We start from the raw sequence: 18,523 nt of genomic DNA on the forward strand, positions 1-18,523 counted from the left end.
GGGCGCGATCAGCGCGCAGCGGGCAGGCTGAGTTTATACGAGGGGCGCGGCGTGTTGCTCATGATGGGCGCAGACGGCGGCGTCTGCCCCGTCTGCACCGCCGGGGCGGCTTCCGCACCTGCGGCAGGGGCCGCAAGGGGTGCGCCGGTGGCGTCCACGGGGGGCAGACCCTGCATGCGCAGAGCAGCCTGCTGCAATACGCGAGCGCGAGTTTGCTGGAAGGTTTCCACATCCACGGGCGTCATACCCGTGGGCGAAACGCCGAACAAGAAGAGCTTCTGATGGGCAACGCCCGCGTTGTCCCACGTAATGGGGGCCATGCCCCAGATCATCTTGGAGGCGCGCTGCGCGCGGGCCGTAATCTGCGGTGTTGTCAGGCGCGAATCAAGCCCCATGGACACGGCAAAGCGCACGAAGTCGTAGCCCAGGGCGTTCCAGAAGTCCGTGCCGGGTGCCTGAAGGGCGCGGGGGGCCTGCGGCTGGTTCCATGCGCCGGGAAAGACCGCCAGAGCGAATTTGTCGGCATTGGCAATCGTTTTGCCGGAGAGGCTCTGCTCCCAAAGCGTGGTTCCCAGGAGCACCAGCCGATCCTCGCCGTTATAGAGCAGGCTTGTGGTTAGCATTTCCATGCTTTTCCAAGAGTCAGGCAGCAACAGGGCTTCAAAGGAGGTCTGCGGCACAGGGGTTTTGCTGCCCTGCGGCGTCTGGGCGTTGATGAGCGGAGCCACGGCATTGCTCCACGAGGTGGAGTCGGCGGGGTTATACGAGGCCTTTTGCAACAGCATGTTGTGGCTGGCAAGGCTCTGCTCCATGAGGCCGGTCATACGCACACCGTAGGCATCGGTAGGATAAAAAGCCCCGTAAGTGCGGATGTTCAGGCCGGTGCTGGCAAAGTTGATGAGCGTGTCGATCTGGTCTTGCGGGCTGGGGAAAAAGCGCCAGGCGCGCGCACCTTCGTCACCCTGTTCAAGCGAAGGCACAAAGGTGAAGAAGGCTCTTTTTTCGAGCTGACCGTGCTCGCGGGCCTGAGCGTAGTTGCGCGCCTGCAGGGGGCCGCCCACAACAGCGCAGGCCGGGGGCAGCGCGTCCAGACGCTGCAACCAGTCGGCTGCTTCTGTGTTGACCGTTTCAATGCGCATCTTGACGCCGTTGGCGGCAAGCTCGGTCTGGGCCATCTGCGCGCCGTGGCGCACCTTGCTCGCAATGGGAGCATACGTGCCGGAAGACGGCAGGGCCAGCACCACGCAGGGGCCGGAGGCGGGCGCGGAGGCAACCGGTTGGGGTTTGGGTTCGGGCGCTCTTTGACCAAGGCCAAAGGGCATCTGACACGCGGCAAGACAGCCAAGAAGCGCCAGCAGCGAAACGTTGCGAGCCAGCGCGGCGAAAGAGCGGCAAAAATTCATGACGGTATCCTGGTTGTAGTACCGGCAGGCCCGCCGTGCGCGGGCCGCAAAAAAAGGTCTGGTTCAGGGAACCAGACCTTTTTAGTACAGGGTAGGCGTGGTTGCAAGTTCGGGGCGTGTGCCGCCGAGCTGCCCTTGCCCTTATTTCTTCACTTCAGTGTAGTCTGCGTCCACAACATCATCGCCGGCATTGCCATGCTGCTGGCCTGCGCCCGCGGCTCCGGCTTCTGCGCCGGGCTGGCCGCCAGTCTGCTGGGCCTGCTGCTGATAGAGCTGCTCGGCAAGCTTGTGCGAGGTCTTGGCGAGGTCATCGGTGGCAGCCTTGATAGCTGCGGCGTCTTCGCCTTCCATGAGCTTGCGCAGAGCGGCGATTTTGCCGTCAATGTCGCTCTTGAGCGCGGCGTCGGCCTTGTCGCCCAGATCGGTCAGGGATTTCTCCGTGCCGTAGATCAGGCTGTCGGCGTGGTTGCGCGCTTCAATCAGTTCCTGCTTCTTCTTGTCGTCAGTGGCGTGGGTTTCAGCCTCGCGCACCAGGCGCTGGATGTCGTCTTCCGACAGGCCGGAAGAAGCCGTGATCTTGATGGACTGTTCCTTGCCGGTGCCCATGTCCTTGGCAGACACGTTCACGATGCCGTTGGCGTCAATGTCAAAAGACACCTCAACCTGCGGCACGCCACGGGGCGCCGGGGGAATGCCAGCCAGGTCAAAACGGGCCAGGGTCATGTTGTCGGGCGCCATGGGGCGCTCGCCCTGAAGCACGTGGATGGACACAGAGGGCTGGTTGTCGGACGCAGTGGTGAACACCTGGCTTTTGCGCGTGGGGATGGTGGTGTTGCGGTCGATCAGCTTGGTGAACACGCCGCCCATGGTTTCAATACCAAGGGAGAGCGGGGTCACGTCGAGCAGCAGCACGTCCTTGACGTCGCCGGTGAGGATGCCACCCTGAATGGCAGCGCCCATGGCCACAACTTCGTCCGGGTTCACGGAGCGGTTGGGCTCCTTGCCAAAGAACTTGCCCACAACCGTCTGCACCAGAGGCATACGGGTCATGCCACCCACAAGAATGACTTCGTCAATCTGCGAGGCATTCATGCCAGCGTCGGCCAGAGCCTTTTTGCAGGGCTCAATGGTGCGGTCAACAAGGTCGCTGACCAGCGATTCAAGCTTGGCGCGGCCAATCTTGACGAGCATATGCTTGGGGCCGTTTTGGTCGGCAGTGATAAAGGGCAGGTTGACCTCGGCCTCCATGGAGGTGGAAAGGTCTTTCTTCGCCTTTTCAGCGGCTTCTTTCAGGCGCTGGAGGGCCATGCTGTCCTTGGAAAGGTCAATGCCGTTTTCACGCTTGAATTCTTCCACCAGGAAGTTGATGACGCGCTGGTCAAAGTCTTCGCCGCCAAGGAAGGTGTCACCATTGGTGGCGCGCACTTCCACGACGTTGTCGCCAACTTCGAGAATGGAAATATCAAAGGTGCCGCCGCCGAGGTCGAACACAGCGATCTTTTCGTTGGCTTTTTTGTCCGCGCCATACGCCAGCGAGGCCGCAGTGGGCTCGTTGATGATACGCTTGACGTCAAGACCGGCGATGCGGCCCGCGTCCTTGGTGGCCTGGCGCTGGGCATCGTTAAAGTAGGCGGGCACGGTGATGACAGCTTCGGTAACGGTTTCGCCGAGGTAGGCTTCCGCATCTGCCTTCAGCTTGGCCAGAATCATGGCCGAAACTTCAGGCGCGCTGTAGGTGCGACCATCAACTTCCACGCCAGCGTCGTCATTTGCAGCCTTGACGATGGCGTAGGGCGAATGCTCTTTCCAGCGGCCAACTTCGGGGCTTTCAAATTTACGGCCCATGAGGCGCTTGATGGCGAAAACCGTGCGCTTGGGGTTGGTAACAGCCTGGCGCTTGGCAATATCGCCCACCAGACGTTCTTTATCTGTAAAGGCGACCACGGAAGGAGTGGTACGGCCACCTTCGGGATTAGTGATGCACTTGGGGTCCTTGCCCTCCATTACGTAGACGCAGGAGTTAGTGGTACCCAGGTCGATGCCTATGATCTTGGACATATCTGAATCCTCCTCAGGAAAACTTCTCTGTACGCTTCGCGCTACCACCTCCGAGGGGCCTCAGGGAGTGCGCAAACGGCGGCGAGCGCGGGAAAATCAGCGCCATTGGTTGGGCGCGAACAATATGTAAGTCCTTCTCCGTTATCGTCCAGAGCGGTTGGGCAAAAAAAATCAAAAAACTTGCGCAAGTGGTGGGTTGCGAGCGTAACCCTGACATTTTTTCCCCGTGAGCAGCGTAAAAAAAGCCGCCGGAAGTGTTTTCCGGCGGCTGAATTATGTCAGGCTCTGGTGCCCGGTAATTTTATGGATTACGCCTTGGCAGCGTGTTTTTTGTCGTCCTTGCGGATGTCGTCAAGGATGTCCGTTACAATATTGACCTGAGCGGCAAGATCACGCACCTGACCGGCGGCGGCATTGGTGGCCTCGGCAATGCGGGCGCTCAGCGTGTTGACCTCGGCAATATTGCGGTTGATTTCTTCTGAGGCTGCCGACTGTTGGGTGGCTGCCGCGGCAATGGCGGAAACCCGGCTGCTGGAATCGCCTGCGAGATTTGAGATAAGGTCAAGCGAGTGCCCCGATTCCTGCGCCATATGACTCACTTCTTCAATGGAATTGACAGTGTGATCCACTGTGGTGGCGCTTTTGCTGGTACCTTCCTGAATGGCGGCAATGGCTTTTTCCACCTCGCTGGTGGCGCTCATGGTCTTTTCGGCCAGTTTGCGCACTTCGTCCGCCACCACGGCAAAACCGCGACCGGCATCGCCAGCGCGGGCGGCCTCAATGGCGGCGTTAAGGGCAAGCAGGTTGGTCTGGTCGGCAATGTCGCGGATGAGCGTCAGCACTGCGCCAATATCCCTTGCCTGTTTGTCCAGTGTGCTCATTTCGCCCTTGAGGCCAGAGGCCTTGCCCTGAACTTCCTGCATATTCTTGATGGTGCGCAGCACAATGTCCGCGCCTTCCTGAGCGTGTCCCTGCACGGAATTGGCCGCATCGGCAGCGCCATCTGCATTGTGGGCCACTTCAAGTACGGTGGAGTTCATTTCGTCCATGGCTGTGGCGGTTTCGGCCATGCGGTCAGCCACCGTGCCGGACTTGTCGCGTACATCGTTGAGTGATTTGTCGAGAGTATTGGCGGCATGCTGCAATGTTTCCACAACGCCCTCAAGCTGGTTCACAGTCTCCATGCGGGCCTTGTGCGCGGCTTGATCAGCTTTCTTTTCAAGGGCAATGCGTTCGGTGATGTCCTCGCCAATTTCTACATGGCCCACCACGTTGCCGCGCCGATCCTGCAAAAAGTCGAGCATGATCTGCATGGTTTTGCCATTGGGCATCTCATTGATGACCTGCTTGTTGCCCAGGCGTAGTTGCTCAATGCCGCACTGCGGCGTGTTGCAGATGTTGCCCTGCTTTTCCGAGCAGTGCTTGCCCACCACATCCCCCTGACAGGACTTATTCATGCTCTCAAGCGCGATCTTGTTGCAGAAGGTCCAGACCATTTCGTTGTCTGTCACCGAAATGGAGAGGGGCAGGGTATTGAGTATGCTCTCGTACCAGTGGGCCTGGCCTTCGAGCTTGGCAACCATTTCCTGCAGGGCAGTGGCCATGTGGCCCAGGCAGTCGGAGCGGTCTATTTCCAGCTTTGCTTTTTCATCGCCAGCGGCAATAGCCTTGGCGTAGAGCACAATTTTACGGATGGGACAGAGTCTGTTGCATATAAAAAAAGAGCCAGCAACGGCTAGCAGAAGTGTAAAGCCGCCGCCAATCAGCAGGGCTTTCAGGGCGGCAGCGCCGGACAGGGCATCTCCCAGAACCATGGTAAACCCGATGAGCATGGCCATACAGGCCAGCACGAGACCCGCAACAAAAACAAAAATGATACGATAAGCCAAAGTCATGTTCATGGAATGGAACCTCATCCTGCGCCTTTGATTTGCTGGCAAACACCATTTGGCCCGGGCGCTGTCAGTTGGCCAGTGCAAAGAAATGCAACGCGCAAACAGAAACCATCCCATTGAGATTCCTGAAAGTTTTTACGATGCATGTGTCTTTGGCAAAACACGTAGCATATATTATGTAATCAATACTATATGCTGGGAGGCAGAAAAACAAGGAGATTGCGCAAATGTGCACAAATCACAAACGCATTGCAGGGCAACGCAGACAATCTCCGTGTTGCCCTTCTTACGGCAGAATCATCGAAAAATTTATACCGGAGTGAAAAAAAAGACGAGTCGCTGAGTTGGATATGCGGGATGTCAGGAGAGATCCTGCCGGAATTGCAGGGATTGTCGCAGGGTTTCTTTGTCCATGAATTTTACTTCGGCCCCAAGGGGAATCCCCTGCGCAAGACGCGAAACGCGCACGGCGGGGAACTGCCTGCGCACCATCTGCCGAATGAAGGAAGCTGTATTCTCTGCCTCAAGCGTTGCGCCCAGGGCTAGAATAAGCTCCTGCACCTCGCCCTCGCCCAGACGCTTCACCAGTCTGTCCATGTCGAGGCTGTCGGAATCCATGCGCTCAAGAGGGGCGAGCAGGCCGCCCAGTATCAAATACTGGCCGTGATAAAAGCCGCCTTCGTCCAGTGTGAGCATGCTGTCCCATTCCGTGACAAGGCAAAGCGTGTCGCGGGCGCGCTCCGTATCGGAACAGACGGCGCAGGGGTCAGTGGAAGAAAGCCCGCCGCAGCGCGAGCAGAGGTGCAGATTGTCGCGCAGGTCGTGGATGCCGCGCCCAAGACGCCGTGTTTCGGCTTCCGGCCATTTGAGCAGGGCCATGGCAGCCCGCATGGCGGATTTGGGGCCAAGGCCCGGCAGACGCGAAAGCTGCTCTACCAGGGCCTTGAGCGGTTCGGGAATCCGATCGTGCATGGCTCTAGAAAAGGCCGGGCAGCTTGATGCCGCCGGAGATGGAGCTCATTTCGCGCTCCATGGTTTCGCGGGCGATGCGACCGGCTTCGTTAACGGCAGCCAGAATAAGATCCTGGAGCATTTCAACATCATTGCCTTCAAGGGCTTTGGGATCAATGACCAGCTTGCGCAGTTCCTGCTTGCCGGAAACTTCGGCCTTGACCATGCCGCCGCCGCTGCTGGCTTCGTAGCTGTGCTCACCCAGTTCCTGCTGAAGCTTGGCGATCTTGCTCTGCATAACCTGCGCCTGGCGCAGAATGTCGTTCATGTTCCGCATGTGTTTCTCCTTGCGTCTGTTGCATGCTTCCGGTTCCGGCGGCGTGGGCCGGGCGGACGCGGAAAGTTTTTTCAGTTGTCAGCGGCCTCAGCGGTTGTCCTGATCCACCGGGCGGCACCCTTTGACCCGTGCGTTCAGCACTTCAAGGCAGGGCTGCAACTCGGGCCTCTGGCTGAATTCTTCAATAAGTTCCGCCTCAGGGCGATAGGGCCGGGGCGCCACGAGTTCCAGCTGCGTCTGCCCTGCGCCGTAGGCGGCCAGAGCTGCTGTCAGCTCCTCGCGTCCGCGCTCAAGCTGAAACAACTGGGTTTCAGCCTTGGGGGAGAGGCGTAAAATTCCGTCAGCCCATGTGGCGCTCACGCTGCGCAGCAAATGCTGGCGCGGCATGTCGCGCCCGGCGCCTTGCCATGAAGAGCAAAAATCACAAAATGCCGCCCAGTTGCAGGCTGCCTGACCTTCCTGCTTGCCCTGGCCTGGTGTGCCCGCGCCGCTGTGGTTGAGGCCTTGCCCGCCTGTGAGGCTTGCGCCGGAGTCCGGCTGGTCAGAATCACTGGGGCCAGTTCCATATTGTCCAGAATCCTCTTGCCCTAAATTTCGAGGGCCAGAATCTTCCTGACGGGGGGCCTTCTGGCCTGGACTACCCAGACTTGAGTTGCCCAGATTTGAGCTGCTCTGGCTTGAGCAACCCTGGTCAGGCCCGCCATAAGCAGGTCTGTTCTGGTCTGGTTGCACTGCACCTGTTTGCGCACCGGGCCGCCAGGGGCGGTGCGTAGGGGCTGCAAAATTCTGGGCCGCGTCAGGCTCGTCGGCTTCCGCATCGTCCGCATCATTGGCGGCGTGCTGGCCCGTGGCGGCATCCCTGGGCCGGGATTGCGCCATCTGCGCGCTTCCGGCGGGCATTTCCGCTCTGTTTTCCACACGTTGCCCAGAGGGGGGCACGGCATGAGCCTGCTGGGTTCCCTGTCCGGCTCCGCCAGCCTGTCCAACGGGGCCGGGCGTGGCTTGCCCAACGGGCAGCAACTGCGGCAGCAGGGCAAGGTTGAGCAAAAGCAGTTCAAGCGCTGCTGCTGGTTCCGGGCTTTGCACTATGCCGCGCTGCGCGTCAAGGGCCATCTGCCATGCCGCGTGCAGATGCGCGGCAGAAAATTGCGGGGCAATGCCCTGCCACAGGGCGGCTTCGTCTGCAGGAAGGCGCAAGCTCGGCACAATGGCCTGACCGCTCTGGCGCAGCAAAAAAAGGTTGCGCAGATTGCCTGCAAGCTCCCGCATGAAAAAGCCAATATCCACACCTTGCTGCAATATCTGGCCGCACAGGTTTGCCACAGCGGCGCAATCCTGCCCTTGCAGGGCGGTAAACAGCTCCGCAAACAGTTCCTGCCCTGCGAGGCCGAGCACCTGCCGGGTGGCTGCAACGGTGAGTTCCTCGCCGCCAAGGGCAAGGGTCTGATCGAGCAGCGACATGCTGTCGCGCACGCTGCCCGCAGCCCTGCGCGCAATAAGCCGCACGGCCCCCTCTTCAAAGGCGGCGTTTTCTTTGCGCAGCACGGCAGTGAGGTGGGCAAAGAGCGCGTCTTCGCTCAGGTGGCGAAACACAAAATGCTGGCAGCGGCTCACAATGGTAATGGGGAACTTGTGCGCCTCGGTTGTGGCAAAAATAAAGACCACGCGTTCCGGCGGTTCTTCCAGCGTTTTCAGCAACGCGTTGAATGCGTTGCGGGTAAGCATGTGGGCTTCGTCAATGATGAAGATCTTGTAGCGGCCTTCCATGGGCGCGTAGCCGATGGTTTCGCGCAGGGAGCGGGCGTCTTCCACGCTGTTGTTGGAAGCGCCGTCGATCTCGGTCACGTCAACGTGCACGCCCTGGGTGATCTTGCGGCACTGCTCGCACTGGTTGCAGGGTTCCGGCCCTGGTGCATGCTGGCAGTTGAGCGCCTTGGCAAAAATGCGGGCAATCGTAGTTTTGCCCACGCCGCGAGTGCCGCTCAAAAGGTAGGCGGCTGCGGGCCTGTCTTCTGCCGCAGCGCGGGAAAGGACGGCCTTGACCATGTCCTGTCCTGCTACCTGGGCGAAGTTTTGCGGCCTGTATCGTGCGGCGAGGGAAAGATGTTTCATGGCGCTCGTTGCCTTTGAAAGATGACCAACGGGCTGTCGGGCAGTCCCGGATTGCGCTGCGCGCGAACCCGCAGGAAAGGCTGTTACCTGTTGTGTCCGCGCTGCGCCGGATTACGACGCGGGTTGGACTTATTTACTCTTTGGCATCCGGCAGCCCCGCGAGGGCGGAACTGCCGGATGCATATCTCTATAGCGGCGGCATTGCGGCCCGCCGTTTGTCTGCACTAAATGGTAAAGCGGTGCAGCCAGCCTTCGTACTTGGGATTTTCGCCCTTGACGATGGCAAAGTATTCTTTTTGCAGATGCTTGGTCACCGGGCCAGCGTGTCCAACGCCGATCTGGCGGTGGTCAAGCTCGCGGATGGGGGTGATTTCTGCCGCGGTGCCGGTAAAGAACGCTTCATCAGCTATGTAGAATTCATCGCGGGTGAACTGCTGTTCTTCCACGGTGTAGCCGAGGTCTCTGGCAAGCTTCATGACGGAATCGCGCGTGAGGCCGCCCAGAATGGACGTCCAAGGCGTGGTTTTGATCACGCCGTCGCGTACGATAAAGATGTTCTCGCCCGTGGCTTCGGAAACATAGCCGTTGGTGTCGAGCATCACGGCTTCGTCATAGCCGTCTTCCTTGGCCTCCATCTTGGCAAGGATGGAGTTGATGTAGTTGCCGGCGGCCTTGGCCTTGGACATGCTGGTATTCACATGGCTGCGGGCAAAGCTGCTGGTCTTGACGCGGATGCCTTTTTCAAGAGCTTCTGCGCCAAGGTACGCGCCCCACGCCCAGGCGGCGACGATGGTCTGCACCGGGTTGTTGCCGGGGTAGACGCCCATTTCGCCGTGGCCCACAAAAGAAAGGGGGCGCACGTAACCTTCGGGCAGTTTGTTGGCCTTGAGGGTCTCAATACAGGCGACTACGAGCTGTTCAGCCGTGAAGGGTACTTCCAGGCGCATAATCTTAGCGGAGTTAATTAGGCGCTTGCAGTGGTCTTCCAGACGGAATACGGCAGAAGTGCCGTCGGCGCAGGCGTATGCGCGAATGCCTTCAAATACGGCGCTGCCGTAATGCAAGGCGTGGGTCAGCACATGAACCTGTGCTTGTTCAGAAGGGAGCATTTTTCCGTCAAACCAGATAAACTTTGCGTTCTGCATGGCTTTCCTCCGCAGTAGCCTGCTGTATAAGACGCGGGCGCGCCGGGGCAGTCCCGGCGGTTGCCGCAAGAGCAAAAATCTACTGAAAATGACCGAATATGGCAAGCAATTGCGCCAGTGGGAGAAAGAATATCCACAATTGCGGGCGCATGGAGCAGGCAAAGGGGATGCGCGGTGCGGCAGGGCGGGTAAGGCCGCCTGAAAACTGCCCAATAATAAGGGCTGGCCCTGCGGATGGCGATGCCGTATGTTCAGGGCCAGCAAACAAGTATTATGAGGCCGGAATTATGAGCGAAACATATGTGCTGGGCATTGACGCCGGGGGTACGCATACCGATGCCGTACTGCTTGCCTGCGATGCCGCCGCAGAAGAAATGGTTCCGGACGGGACGGGCGCAGATGGATTTGGCGCCGAAGCGTTGCCCTCCGCCCGGCTGGTGGCCAGCGCCAAGGCGCGCACCCGTCACGACAATCTGCCCGCGTCTGTGCGAGAGGTGCTTGCCGCCCTGGCAAAGGCTGCTCCTGACTGCGATTTTGGCGCTATTTCACGCGTGACGCTTGGGGCGACTTTGGCCGTCAACGCCTTGGTGCAGGATCGTGCAGACCCTGTGGGTCTGGCACTTTCCGCCGGGCCGGGGCTTGACCCGCATCGTTTTGCAATGGGCGCGCATGTCTGCGTTGTCCCTGGCGGGCTGGACCACCGGGGCGTGGAGGTCAGCCCTCTGCGTACAGCCTTCCTGCCTGCCGCTGTCAAGGAATGGGAGACGGCGGGGGTTGCCGCCGTGGCCTGCGTGGGCAAATTCTCGCCGCGTAATGCTGCGCACGAGCTGGCCATGAGCGAGGCCGTGCGGTCGGCTGCGCCGCAGATGTCCATAACTGTGGGGCACAGGCTTTCGGGGCGGCTCAACTTTCCCCGGCGCATGGCAACCGCCTATTTCAACGCCGCCGTGCAACGCCTGCACAATGAATTTCTGGACGCCGTGGAGGCGGCCCTTGCCGAAGCTGGCATTACAGCCTCAGTGCGTCTGCTCAAGGCGGACGGCGGTGCGGTGCCGCTGACGCTTTCGCGCCGGGAGCCTGTGCAGTCCATACTTTCCGGCCCTGCGGCCAGCGTCATGGGCGTGCTCGCCCTGTGCGGCGGCAGCAAGGCCATGAGGCAGGGCTGCTCCCTGCTGCTCGATATGGGCGGCACCACAACAGATATGGCGCTCTTTGTGGACGGCTCCCCGGTGGTGGACAGGGACGGCATGCTGCTCAAGGGGCGGCGCACCCTTGTGCGCGCTCTGGCTTCGGTTTCCATCGGTGTGGGCGGCGATTCGCTGCTTACGGTGGATGCCGCGCCCGACGCTGCGCGCCCGGTTCAGGTCGGCCCCTTGCGTGAAGGCCCGGCCATGGCCTTTGGCGGTTCACGGCCCACTCTGCTGGATGCTCTGAACATATTGAATTCTGCCGCTGGCCCGGCTGACGCGCAGGGCATCCATGGCGGGGATGCCGTGGCGGGCGATGTGGCAGCATCCATTGCGGGCATTGCCGCCCTGGCCGCAGAATGCAGTCTGTCTCCTGAATCTCTGGCCCAAATGGCCGCAGACGATGCCCTTGCGCAGGTGGCTGCCGCAGCTCGTGCCCTGACCGATGGCATCAATGCCCGTCCCATTTATACTCTGGCGGCCCTCAAGGCTGTGCGCGAGGCGCGCCCGCAGCATGTGTGGCTGGTGGGCGGCCCTGCGGCCTGCATTGCCCGGCGCATGTCCACAGCGCTGAACATGCCCGTGGAAACACCACCACACGCCGATGTTGCCAATGCCGTGGGCGCGGCCCTGACCCTGCCCACAGACGCGCTCGAACTCTACGCTGATACCGGGCGTTGCGTTCTGACAATCCCGGCGCTGGAGCTGACCGAGCGCATCGGCAAGGGCTACAGCCTGAGCGAAGCCCGCCAGCGGGCCAGCGCCCTGCTGCGCGAAAGGCTGGAGGCGGCTGGCATCAGCGGCGCGCGGGTGGAAGTGACCGAGGCCGACATATTTGCCACGCTGGATGACGCAGGTTTTGGGAGCAAGGATATTCGGGTTGTGTGTCAAGTAGTTCCCGGCCTCTCCGCCAAGGTAGGCTAGGTGAGCGGGTGCGCCGTGCGTGTCTTTTTCCTTTCGGCTGTGTCAGCATCGGTTTCCATTTCGGTCGAGTACCGCGCTGTACACTCCCTGCATGAAAACCGAAGCTTCCTTGCCGAAAGAAAAAATCCATCGCACGGTGCACCCGCTCACGAAGACATTCAAAATTTCGGTGGAAAGCAAGTGACACTCCGTGCAGACATGCCCTGTTGGGGTGAGTTTCAAAGAATTGAAGCCCCTATTTACCGAAAGTGACACGAGAAGCGCGGCGATTGATATGAAAATTCCTCAGGGATACACCATAGAGCTGGCAACGGCAGATCTTGTGCCCCTGCTGGCGGCCATAGAAGTGGCCGCTGCGGGGATTTTTCCTCCAGGTTCCATACCGGATCACATCCGCTCCGATTTCACGCCTGTGGACAAGCTGCATAAAGCTGTTCAAAACAGTCTTCTCTGGGCGGCCCTTGACCAAGCGGGCAATCCTGTGGGCTATGCCTATGTGCGGTTGATTGACCATGCCGCCCTGCTTGCCCAGATTGACGTGCTCCCCGACCACATGCGCAAAGGCATAGGAGCAGCGCTCATTGGGCTGGTTGCAGGGCGCTTGCGGCAGCGCAAACTACCCGCCCTCTATCTGACAACGTTTACCCATGTGCCCTGGAACGCGCCATTTTACGCCCGGTTGGGCTTCACGGCGCTAGATGATGCGGACGTGCCCCAGTTTCTCAAGGATATTCTTGAAGAAGAAAAGCGCTGCGGCCTGACCAACCGCATGGGCATGCGCCTGCCCCTCGCGGGAGAGGGCAACTAAATCTGTTTACCACGGCAATATGGCTGGCACCTCCAGTCTGAGCCATTCACCCTATTACCACCAGTCAGCTACACCATGCAGATAGTTCTTTTTGAGCCGGAAATTCCCCCCAATACAGGCAATATCGCCCGGTTGTGCGCCGCTACGGATACCACCCTGAACCTCATTGAGCCTCTGGGCTTCAAGCTTGAAGACCGCTACCTCAAGCGCGCGGGGCTGGATTACTGGCCCAACGTGCGGCTGCGCGTATGGCCCGATTGGGCTGCCTTTGCGGCGCAAGGGCAGCAGGGTGCGCGTCTTGTGCTGACCTCGGCCAAGAAAGGGCAGGTCAGCGCTCCGGCCCACCAGTTTGCCTTTGAGCCGGAGGACTGCCTTGTATTCGGGCCGGAAACGCGTGGTCTGCCGCAGGAAATTCTGGCGCTTTCACCCCACCGTATCCGCATTCCCATGCTGGAGGGCCGTGTGCGCAGCCTCAACCTTTCCACCTCAGCGGGTATTGTGCTGTACATGGCCCTGGCCCGCACCGGCCTCATGGAGGATTGGGCGTGAGTCTGGCGCAGCTATTCCCCTATTCCGTGTGGGAATGCTGGTGGCTTGCCCCTCTGGCCCTGATTTTTGATCTCTGGCTGGGCGACCCTGACCTGCCGTGGCGGCATCCTGTTTGCGCGGTGGGCAAGCTGCTGAACTGGCTGGAAGCTCCGGCGCGGCGCTTTATGCGCAAGAACGGGCCGGATGTCGAGCGCCAGCGCGGGCGCTTTGCCGGGGCAGTTGCCCTGGCAGTGCTTGTGGGCCTGACGGGCGCGGTTGCGTGGGGGCTGGTTTCCTTGCCGGTGGTTGGGCCGCTGCTGGCCCTGTATCTGGCCTGGGCCGGGCTTGCTCTGGGCAGCCTGCTGCGCACCGGGCAGGAGGTGCTGCGCCGGGTGGAACACTATGACGAGCCGCAAGCGCGAGAAGCGCTTTCGTGGCTGGTCAGCAGGGACACTTCCAGCATGGATCGCCCCCTCATGCGCAAAACCCTGGCCGATACGCTTTCTGAAAATCTTACGGACGCCTTTATGGCTCCTTTTTTCTGGCTGCTCGTGGGCGGACCTGTGGCCATGTGGTGCTACAAGGCCGTGAGCACTACTGATTCCATGTGGGGCTACGTGACGGAAAAGTGGCTCTGGCTGGGCTGGGCCGGGGCGCGCGGCGATGATGCGCTGGCCTACGTTCCTGCCCGTTTGTCGGCCTGCGCGGCCTGCCTTGCGGACAGATGCGCGGCCTTCTGTGAGCATCATCTACGTTTTTTGCCCGGCAAGATGCGGCCTGTACGCCATTGGCAAGGCCGTTGGCCCGGTTTCCGGGTTGTAACCCGACAGGCCGTGGGCATGCCAAGCCCCAATTCCGGCTGGTCCATGACGGTCTGCGCATGGCTGTGCGGCGCGCGCATGGGCGGGCCGTCCGTGTACTTTGGCACGCTGACACCAAAACCCTGGCTCGGGCCGGAACAGGGCGAGGCCGCGCCCTGGGATCGCAAGCGCTTGCTGGCGCTTTGCGAACTCTTGCGCTATAGCGCCTTGTGTGGGGGACTGACGCTCTGGCTGTGCTTCATGGTGGTCAGTCTGCCTAATTTTTGAGGAAGATATGTCGTTAATAGTGCTGGGTGCTGTATGCCTGCTGGTGGGTATTCTGGTCGGGCTTACGGGCGTAGGCGGTATCCTTGTTCCTCCGGGGCTGATCCTGCTGAGCGGGCTTGAGCCGCACGAGGCCATGGGGACGGCGCTGGCATCCTTTTTGCCCATCGCGCTGGTGGGAACCGTCATGTACCGCCGTTTGGGCCATGTGGACTGGTCGCGGGCCACGCCCTTTATGATCGGTGGCCTCGCGGCTCTGCCGGGGGCCGTGCTCAACGCCAGCATCAACGCAAAGCCGCTGGTGATTTTGCTTGCGGGCATCATCCTGTTTGCGGGCTTTTGCGTATTGCGGCCCCCCAAGGCTGGCGGCAGCATTTTTTGGCAGAGCAGGGCGGGATTTTTTTTCATCGGGGCGAGTACGGGCTTTCTGGCGGGCATGACCGGCGCTGGCGGCCCGGTGCTGACCATCCCCTGGATGATAGCCGCCGGGGTTGCCCCAATGACGGCTGTGGGCCTTGCCATGCCGTATCAGGTGGTTACAGCCCTGTTTGGCACCGTGGGCAATATAGCTGACGGGCATGTGGATTTTGCCCTGTTGCCGATAGTATGCATTCTTGAAATCGCTGGTTTTGCATGCGGCGTGGTTCTGGCAAAACGCACGCCCACGGGCATGCTGCGCACCCTCATTGGCGGCGTATGCTGCTTACTTGGCCTGTTTTTGCTGCTGCGCGAACTGGAGCAGTATTTTTTGAATTGATCGGAATGGATTTTTCCAAAGCAGGCTTGGGCGGGCTTTGGCCGCCACAAGGCGAGTGGCTCAGACGTTGATTGTTTTCCACGGGCAGACCTGATTCGGGCTGCCCCTTTGCCGCAAGGCAAGTATGCCGTCCATTGCATTCCCCGAGGGGGCCGCATGAATATCGCCGCGCTTTTTATCCGCCGCCCTGTGGCCACTGTGCTGATAATGCTGGGCATGCTCTTTTTTGGCGTGTCGGGGTACCGCAACCTGCCTGTAAACCAGTTGCCCACGGTGGATTTTCCCACCATTCAGGTGCAGGCCGAGCTTGCCGGGGCCGACCCGGAAACCATGGCTTCCTCCGTGGCTACGCCGCTGGAAAAAGAATTCTTCACCATTGCGGGCATCGATTCCATTTCATCGGTCAATTCCACAGGCCGCACACGCATCACCATCCAGTTTGCCCTTGACCGCAATATCGATGCCGCGGCTCTGGACGTGCAGTCGGCCATCGGCCTTGCCCAGCGCCGTTTGCCCTCCAACATGACCGTGCCGCCGAGCTTCCGCAAGGTGAACCCCGCCGATCTGCCCATCCTGCAATTGCGGGTATCGTCTGCCACCTTGCCGCTCTATGTGCTCAATGAATACGCGGACACGCTCATCGGCCAGCGCCTTTCCATGGTGGACGGCGTGGCCCAGGTGGTCATTTACGGGCAGAAGCAGTACGCCGTGCGCGTGCAGCTGAATCCGGACGAGCTGGCTACACGCGGCCTTGGCATTGACGAAGTGGCCGATGCTGTTGCCGCAGCCAACAGCATGCTGCCCACAGGCTCGCTGGAAGGGTCGCACCGGGCTGATTCCATCAAATCTTCGGGCCAGCTTATGAACGCCCGCGCTTTCAGTGACGCGGTGGTGGCCTACCGCAACGGCGCGCCCGTGCGTCTGCGCGATCTGGGCGAAGTGGTGGACAGCTTCAAGCAGGACAAGCAGCTCACCTGGAGCAACGGCGGCGCGCCCAGCATCATGCTGGCCGTGGAGCGCCAGCCCGGCACCAATACCGTGCAGGTGGTGGATTCCATCCGCGCCCTGTTGCCCGCGCTGGAAAAGCAGTTGCCGCCCTCCGCCAAGGTGGAGGTTTTTTACGACCGCTCCGAATCCATCCGCGAATCCGTGTCGGACGTAAAATTCACTCTGGTGCTTACGGTATTTCTGGTGGTGCTGGTCATCTTTATCTTTTTGCGTAACCTGCCCGCCACCATCATTCCCAGCCTTGCCCTGCCCATGTCGGTTATTTCGACCTTTGCCGTCATGTCTGTGCTGGGCTACAGCCTGGACAACCTCTCGCTCATGGCCCTGACCCTTGCCGTGGGTTTTGTGGTGGACGATGCCATCGTCATGCTTGAAAATATCGTGCGGCATCAGGAAATGGGCAAAGACCCGCAGACGGCGGCCTTTGACGGCTCGGCGGAGATCGGCTTCACCATTGTTTCCATGACGCTCTCGCTGGCGGCGGTGTTCATTCCAGTGCTGTTCATGGGCGGCATTGTGGGGCGGCTGTTCCGCGAATTCGCGGTGGTCATCATTGCCGCGATCCTGAGTTCCGGCGTGGTTTCGCTCACGCTCACGCCCATGCTCTGCGCCTATTTTTTGAAGGCCCAAGGGCGGAACATGGCCGGGCACAAGCCTGCCGTGAGCGGGCTGTACGGCGCACTCGAACGATGTTTTGACAGGCTGGCCGACCTGTACGCCCGTTCGCTGGATGTGGCGCTGCGCCATCGGCGCATTACCCTGTTGGCCTCTTTTGGCCTGTTGGCCCTGACAGTATGGCTGGGCATGATTATTCCCAAGGGCTTTTTGCCCACGGAAGACATGGGTCTGTTGCAGGCCAGCACCGAGGCGGAGCAGGGCGTGTCCTTTGAGGGCATGGTGCGCGCGCAGCACAGCCTTGATCCCATGCTAGAATCCTCCGCCCATGTGGCGGCCTACAACTCCATTGTGGGCATTGTGGGCGGCAGCCAGAGCATGAACAACGGCATTCTGCTCATGCGGCTTGCGGAGCACGACAAACGCCCCGGCATTGAGGCCGTGGCCCAGAAGCTGCGCAAGGATCTCAACACCTCGCCTTCCATGCGCGTATTTGTGCGTGTGCCGCCCACCATCAGCATTGGCGGCCGTGCGTCCAAAGCCCTGTATCAGTACACGCTGTTTGGCCCGGATATGGGCTCGCTTTTTGAAAGCGCCCAGCGCATTGAGGATGCCCTGCGCAAGCTGCCGGAATTGCAGGACGTCAACAGCGATCTGCAACTCAAGAATCCTGAACTGCGCGTGACCATTGACCGCAACCGCGCCGCAGCGCTAGGCGTGACCCCGCAGCAGATAGAACTGGCCCTGCAGTCGGCCTATGGTTCGCGCGAGGTTTCGACAATTTATGCGCCTACGGATGACTATTCGGTCTTTGTGGAATTGCAAAAGCCCTTCCAGAAAGATCGCTCGGCCCTTTCGCGGCTCTATGTGCGCTCCAAGGGCGGCGATCTTGTACCGCTGAATACCCTGGCCCAGTTTTCCACCGGGGTTGGCCCCATCGCGGTTAACCACAACGGGCAGTTCCCCTCCGTGACCATCTCGTACAACCTGCGCCCCGGTATTTCGCTCAGTCAGGGTGTGGGCGCGGTGGAGGCGGCGGCGCGCCCGCTGCTGCCCGATACGGTGACCGCAGAATCGCAGGGCACTGCGCAGGCCTTCCAGAGTTCGCTCAAAGGTATGGGCTGGCTGCTTGTGCTGGCCATTGTGGTCATTTATCTTGTGTTGGGCATTTTGTACGAGAGCTTCATCCACCCGTTCACCATTCTTTCCGGCTTGCCATCGGCGGGTTTTGGCGCGCTGGCGACCCTGTGGCTGTTCGGCATGGAGCTTGATCTGTATGGTTTTGTGGGCATCATCATGCTGCTTGGCATCGTAAAGAAAAACGCCATCATGATGCTCGATTTCGCACTGGAAGCGCAGAAGAAGGATCCGTCCCTTGACCCGCTGGCGGCCATTACCCAGGGCTGTCATGTGCGCTTTCGGCCTATCATGATGACCACCGTGGCCGCGCTCATGGGCGCGCTGCCCATTGCCGTGGGCATTGGCGCAGGGGCAGATGCCCGCCGCGCGCTTGGTCTGGCTGTGGTGGGCGGGCTGTGCTTTTCGCAACTGGTCACGCTCTACATCACGCCAGTGTACTACTACTATATGGAAAAACTCTCCCGCAGGCTGGGACGCCTCTGGGGCGGGCGTTTCAAGCAGAACCGGCAGGAGCATGCGGAGAAAGGGCAAGCCTTTCCTCCTTCGCACTGATCCGGCCCTGGAGAACCT

At 60.5% G+C, this 18,523-nt stretch carries 13 protein-coding genes; 6 read left to right on the plus strand and 7 right to left on the minus strand.

What is annotated here, in order from left to right:
- Positions 1 to 8: 8 nt before the first annotated feature.
- The 7 genes from RDK48_RS08055 to RDK48_RS08085 form a co-directional block, all read right to left on the minus strand.
- Complete coding sequence (locus RDK48_RS08055) at positions 9 to 1,403, minus strand: hypothetical protein (RefSeq protein WP_298995417.1); 1,395 nt, start codon at positions 1,401 to 1,403, stop codon at positions 9 to 11.
- Positions 1,404 to 1,544: 141 nt separating this feature from the next.
- Complete coding sequence (dnaK, locus tag RDK48_RS08060) at positions 1,545 to 3,461, minus strand: molecular chaperone DnaK (protein WP_298995423.1); 1,917 nt, start codon at positions 3,459 to 3,461, stop codon at positions 1,545 to 1,547.
- 308 nt (positions 3,462 to 3,769) lie between these two features.
- Entirely contained in the window at positions 3,770 to 5,362 is a 1,593-nt protein-coding gene (locus RDK48_RS08065) for a methyl-accepting chemotaxis protein (protein WP_298995425.1), read from the minus strand.
- 354 nt (positions 5,363 to 5,716) lie between these two features.
- Positions 5,717 to 6,328: a recombination mediator RecR gene (gene recR / locus RDK48_RS08070; RefSeq protein WP_298995428.1), complete on the minus strand. Its 612-nt coding sequence runs from the start codon at positions 6,326 to 6,328 to the stop codon at positions 5,717 to 5,719.
- Between the two features lie 4 nt (positions 6,329 to 6,332).
- On the minus strand, positions 6,333 to 6,644 hold the full coding sequence (locus RDK48_RS08075) for a YbaB/EbfC family nucleoid-associated protein (protein ID WP_298995431.1): 312 nt from the start codon (positions 6,642 to 6,644) through the stop codon (positions 6,333 to 6,335).
- Between the two features lie 87 nt (positions 6,645 to 6,731).
- Complete coding sequence (dnaX, locus tag RDK48_RS08080; RefSeq protein WP_298995435.1) at positions 6,732 to 8,756, minus strand: DNA polymerase III subunit gamma/tau; 2,025 nt, start codon at positions 8,754 to 8,756, stop codon at positions 6,732 to 6,734.
- Positions 8,757 to 8,980: 224 nt separating this feature from the next.
- Positions 8,981 to 9,901 carry a branched-chain amino acid transaminase gene (locus RDK48_RS08085; RefSeq protein WP_298995438.1) on the minus strand — a complete coding sequence of 307 codons (921 nt, stop codon included), beginning with the start codon at positions 9,899 to 9,901 and terminating at the stop codon, positions 8,981 to 8,983.
- 287 nt (positions 9,902 to 10,188) lie between these two features.
- On the opposite strand from RDK48_RS08085, the gene RDK48_RS08090 reads away from it, so the two are divergent.
- From RDK48_RS08090 to RDK48_RS08115, 6 genes are all read left to right on the plus strand, one after another.
- Positions 10,189 to 12,012: a hydantoinase/oxoprolinase family protein gene (locus RDK48_RS08090; RefSeq protein WP_298995440.1), complete on the plus strand. Its 1,824-nt coding sequence runs from the start codon at positions 10,189 to 10,191 to the stop codon at positions 12,010 to 12,012.
- Positions 12,013 to 12,286: 274 nt separating this feature from the next.
- Positions 12,287 to 12,820 (plus strand): GNAT family N-acetyltransferase, encoded by a 534-nt coding sequence (locus RDK48_RS08095; protein ID WP_298995441.1) that lies wholly within the window; start codon positions 12,287 to 12,289, stop codon positions 12,818 to 12,820.
- Positions 12,821 to 12,895: 75 nt separating this feature from the next.
- Positions 12,896 to 13,369, plus strand: a complete 474-nt coding sequence (locus tag RDK48_RS08100; protein ID WP_022657741.1) for a tRNA (cytidine(34)-2'-O)-methyltransferase — start codon at positions 12,896 to 12,898, stop codon at positions 13,367 to 13,369.
- The gene (locus RDK48_RS08105; RefSeq protein ID WP_298995445.1) at positions 13,366 to 14,436 is read left to right on the plus strand and encodes a CobD/CbiB family cobalamin biosynthesis protein; all 1,071 of its coding nucleotides are present in this window, start codon (positions 13,366 to 13,368) and stop codon (positions 14,434 to 14,436) included. Before RDK48_RS08100 ends, RDK48_RS08105 begins: the two co-directional genes overlap by 4 nt.
- A 7-nt stretch (positions 14,437 to 14,443) precedes the next feature.
- Positions 14,444 to 15,190: a sulfite exporter TauE/SafE family protein gene (locus RDK48_RS08110; protein ID WP_298995448.1), complete on the plus strand. Its 747-nt coding sequence runs from the start codon at positions 14,444 to 14,446 to the stop codon at positions 15,188 to 15,190.
- Between the two features lie 156 nt (positions 15,191 to 15,346).
- Complete coding sequence (locus RDK48_RS08115) at positions 15,347 to 18,505, plus strand: efflux RND transporter permease subunit (RefSeq protein WP_298995451.1); 3,159 nt, start codon at positions 15,347 to 15,349, stop codon at positions 18,503 to 18,505.
- Positions 18,506 to 18,523 lie beyond the last annotated feature (18 nt).

The sequence above is a fragment of the uncultured Desulfovibrio sp. genome, from assembly GCF_902477725.1.
Classification (GTDB): domain Bacteria; phylum Desulfobacterota; class Desulfovibrionia; order Desulfovibrionales; family Desulfovibrionaceae; genus Desulfovibrio.

Coding starts and splice junctions, on each gene's coding strand:
- RDK48_RS08085 (WP_298995438.1), bottom strand. CDS start 9,901: ATGCAGAACGCAAAGTTTATCTGGTTTGACGGAAAAATGCTCCCTTCT.
- RDK48_RS08090 (WP_298995440.1), top strand. CDS start 10,189: ATGAGCGAAACATATGTGCTGGGCATTGACGCCGGGGGTACGCATACC.
- RDK48_RS08110 (WP_298995448.1), top strand. CDS start 14,444: ATGTCGTTAATAGTGCTGGGTGCTGTATGCCTGCTGGTGGGTATTCTG.
- RDK48_RS08075 (WP_298995431.1), bottom strand. CDS start 6,644: ATGCGGAACATGAACGACATTCTGCGCCAGGCGCAGGTTATGCAGAGC.
- dnaK (WP_298995423.1), bottom strand. CDS start 3,461: ATGTCCAAGATCATAGGCATCGACCTGGGTACCACTAACTCCTGCGTC.
- RDK48_RS08065 (WP_298995425.1), bottom strand. CDS start 5,362: ATGAACATGACTTTGGCTTATCGTATCATTTTTGTTTTTGTTGCGGGT.
- dnaX (WP_298995435.1), bottom strand. CDS start 8,756: ATGAAACATCTTTCCCTCGCCGCACGATACAGGCCGCAAAACTTCGCC.
- RDK48_RS08115 (WP_298995451.1), top strand. CDS start 15,347: ATGAATATCGCCGCGCTTTTTATCCGCCGCCCTGTGGCCACTGTGCTG.
- RDK48_RS08055 (WP_298995417.1), bottom strand. CDS start 1,403: ATGAATTTTTGCCGCTCTTTCGCCGCGCTGGCTCGCAACGTTTCGCTG.
- recR (WP_298995428.1), bottom strand. CDS start 6,328: ATGCACGATCGGATTCCCGAACCGCTCAAGGCCCTGGTAGAGCAGCTT.
- RDK48_RS08100 (WP_022657741.1), top strand. CDS start 12,896: ATGCAGATAGTTCTTTTTGAGCCGGAAATTCCCCCCAATACAGGCAAT.
- RDK48_RS08095 (WP_298995441.1), top strand. CDS start 12,287: ATGAAAATTCCTCAGGGATACACCATAGAGCTGGCAACGGCAGATCTT.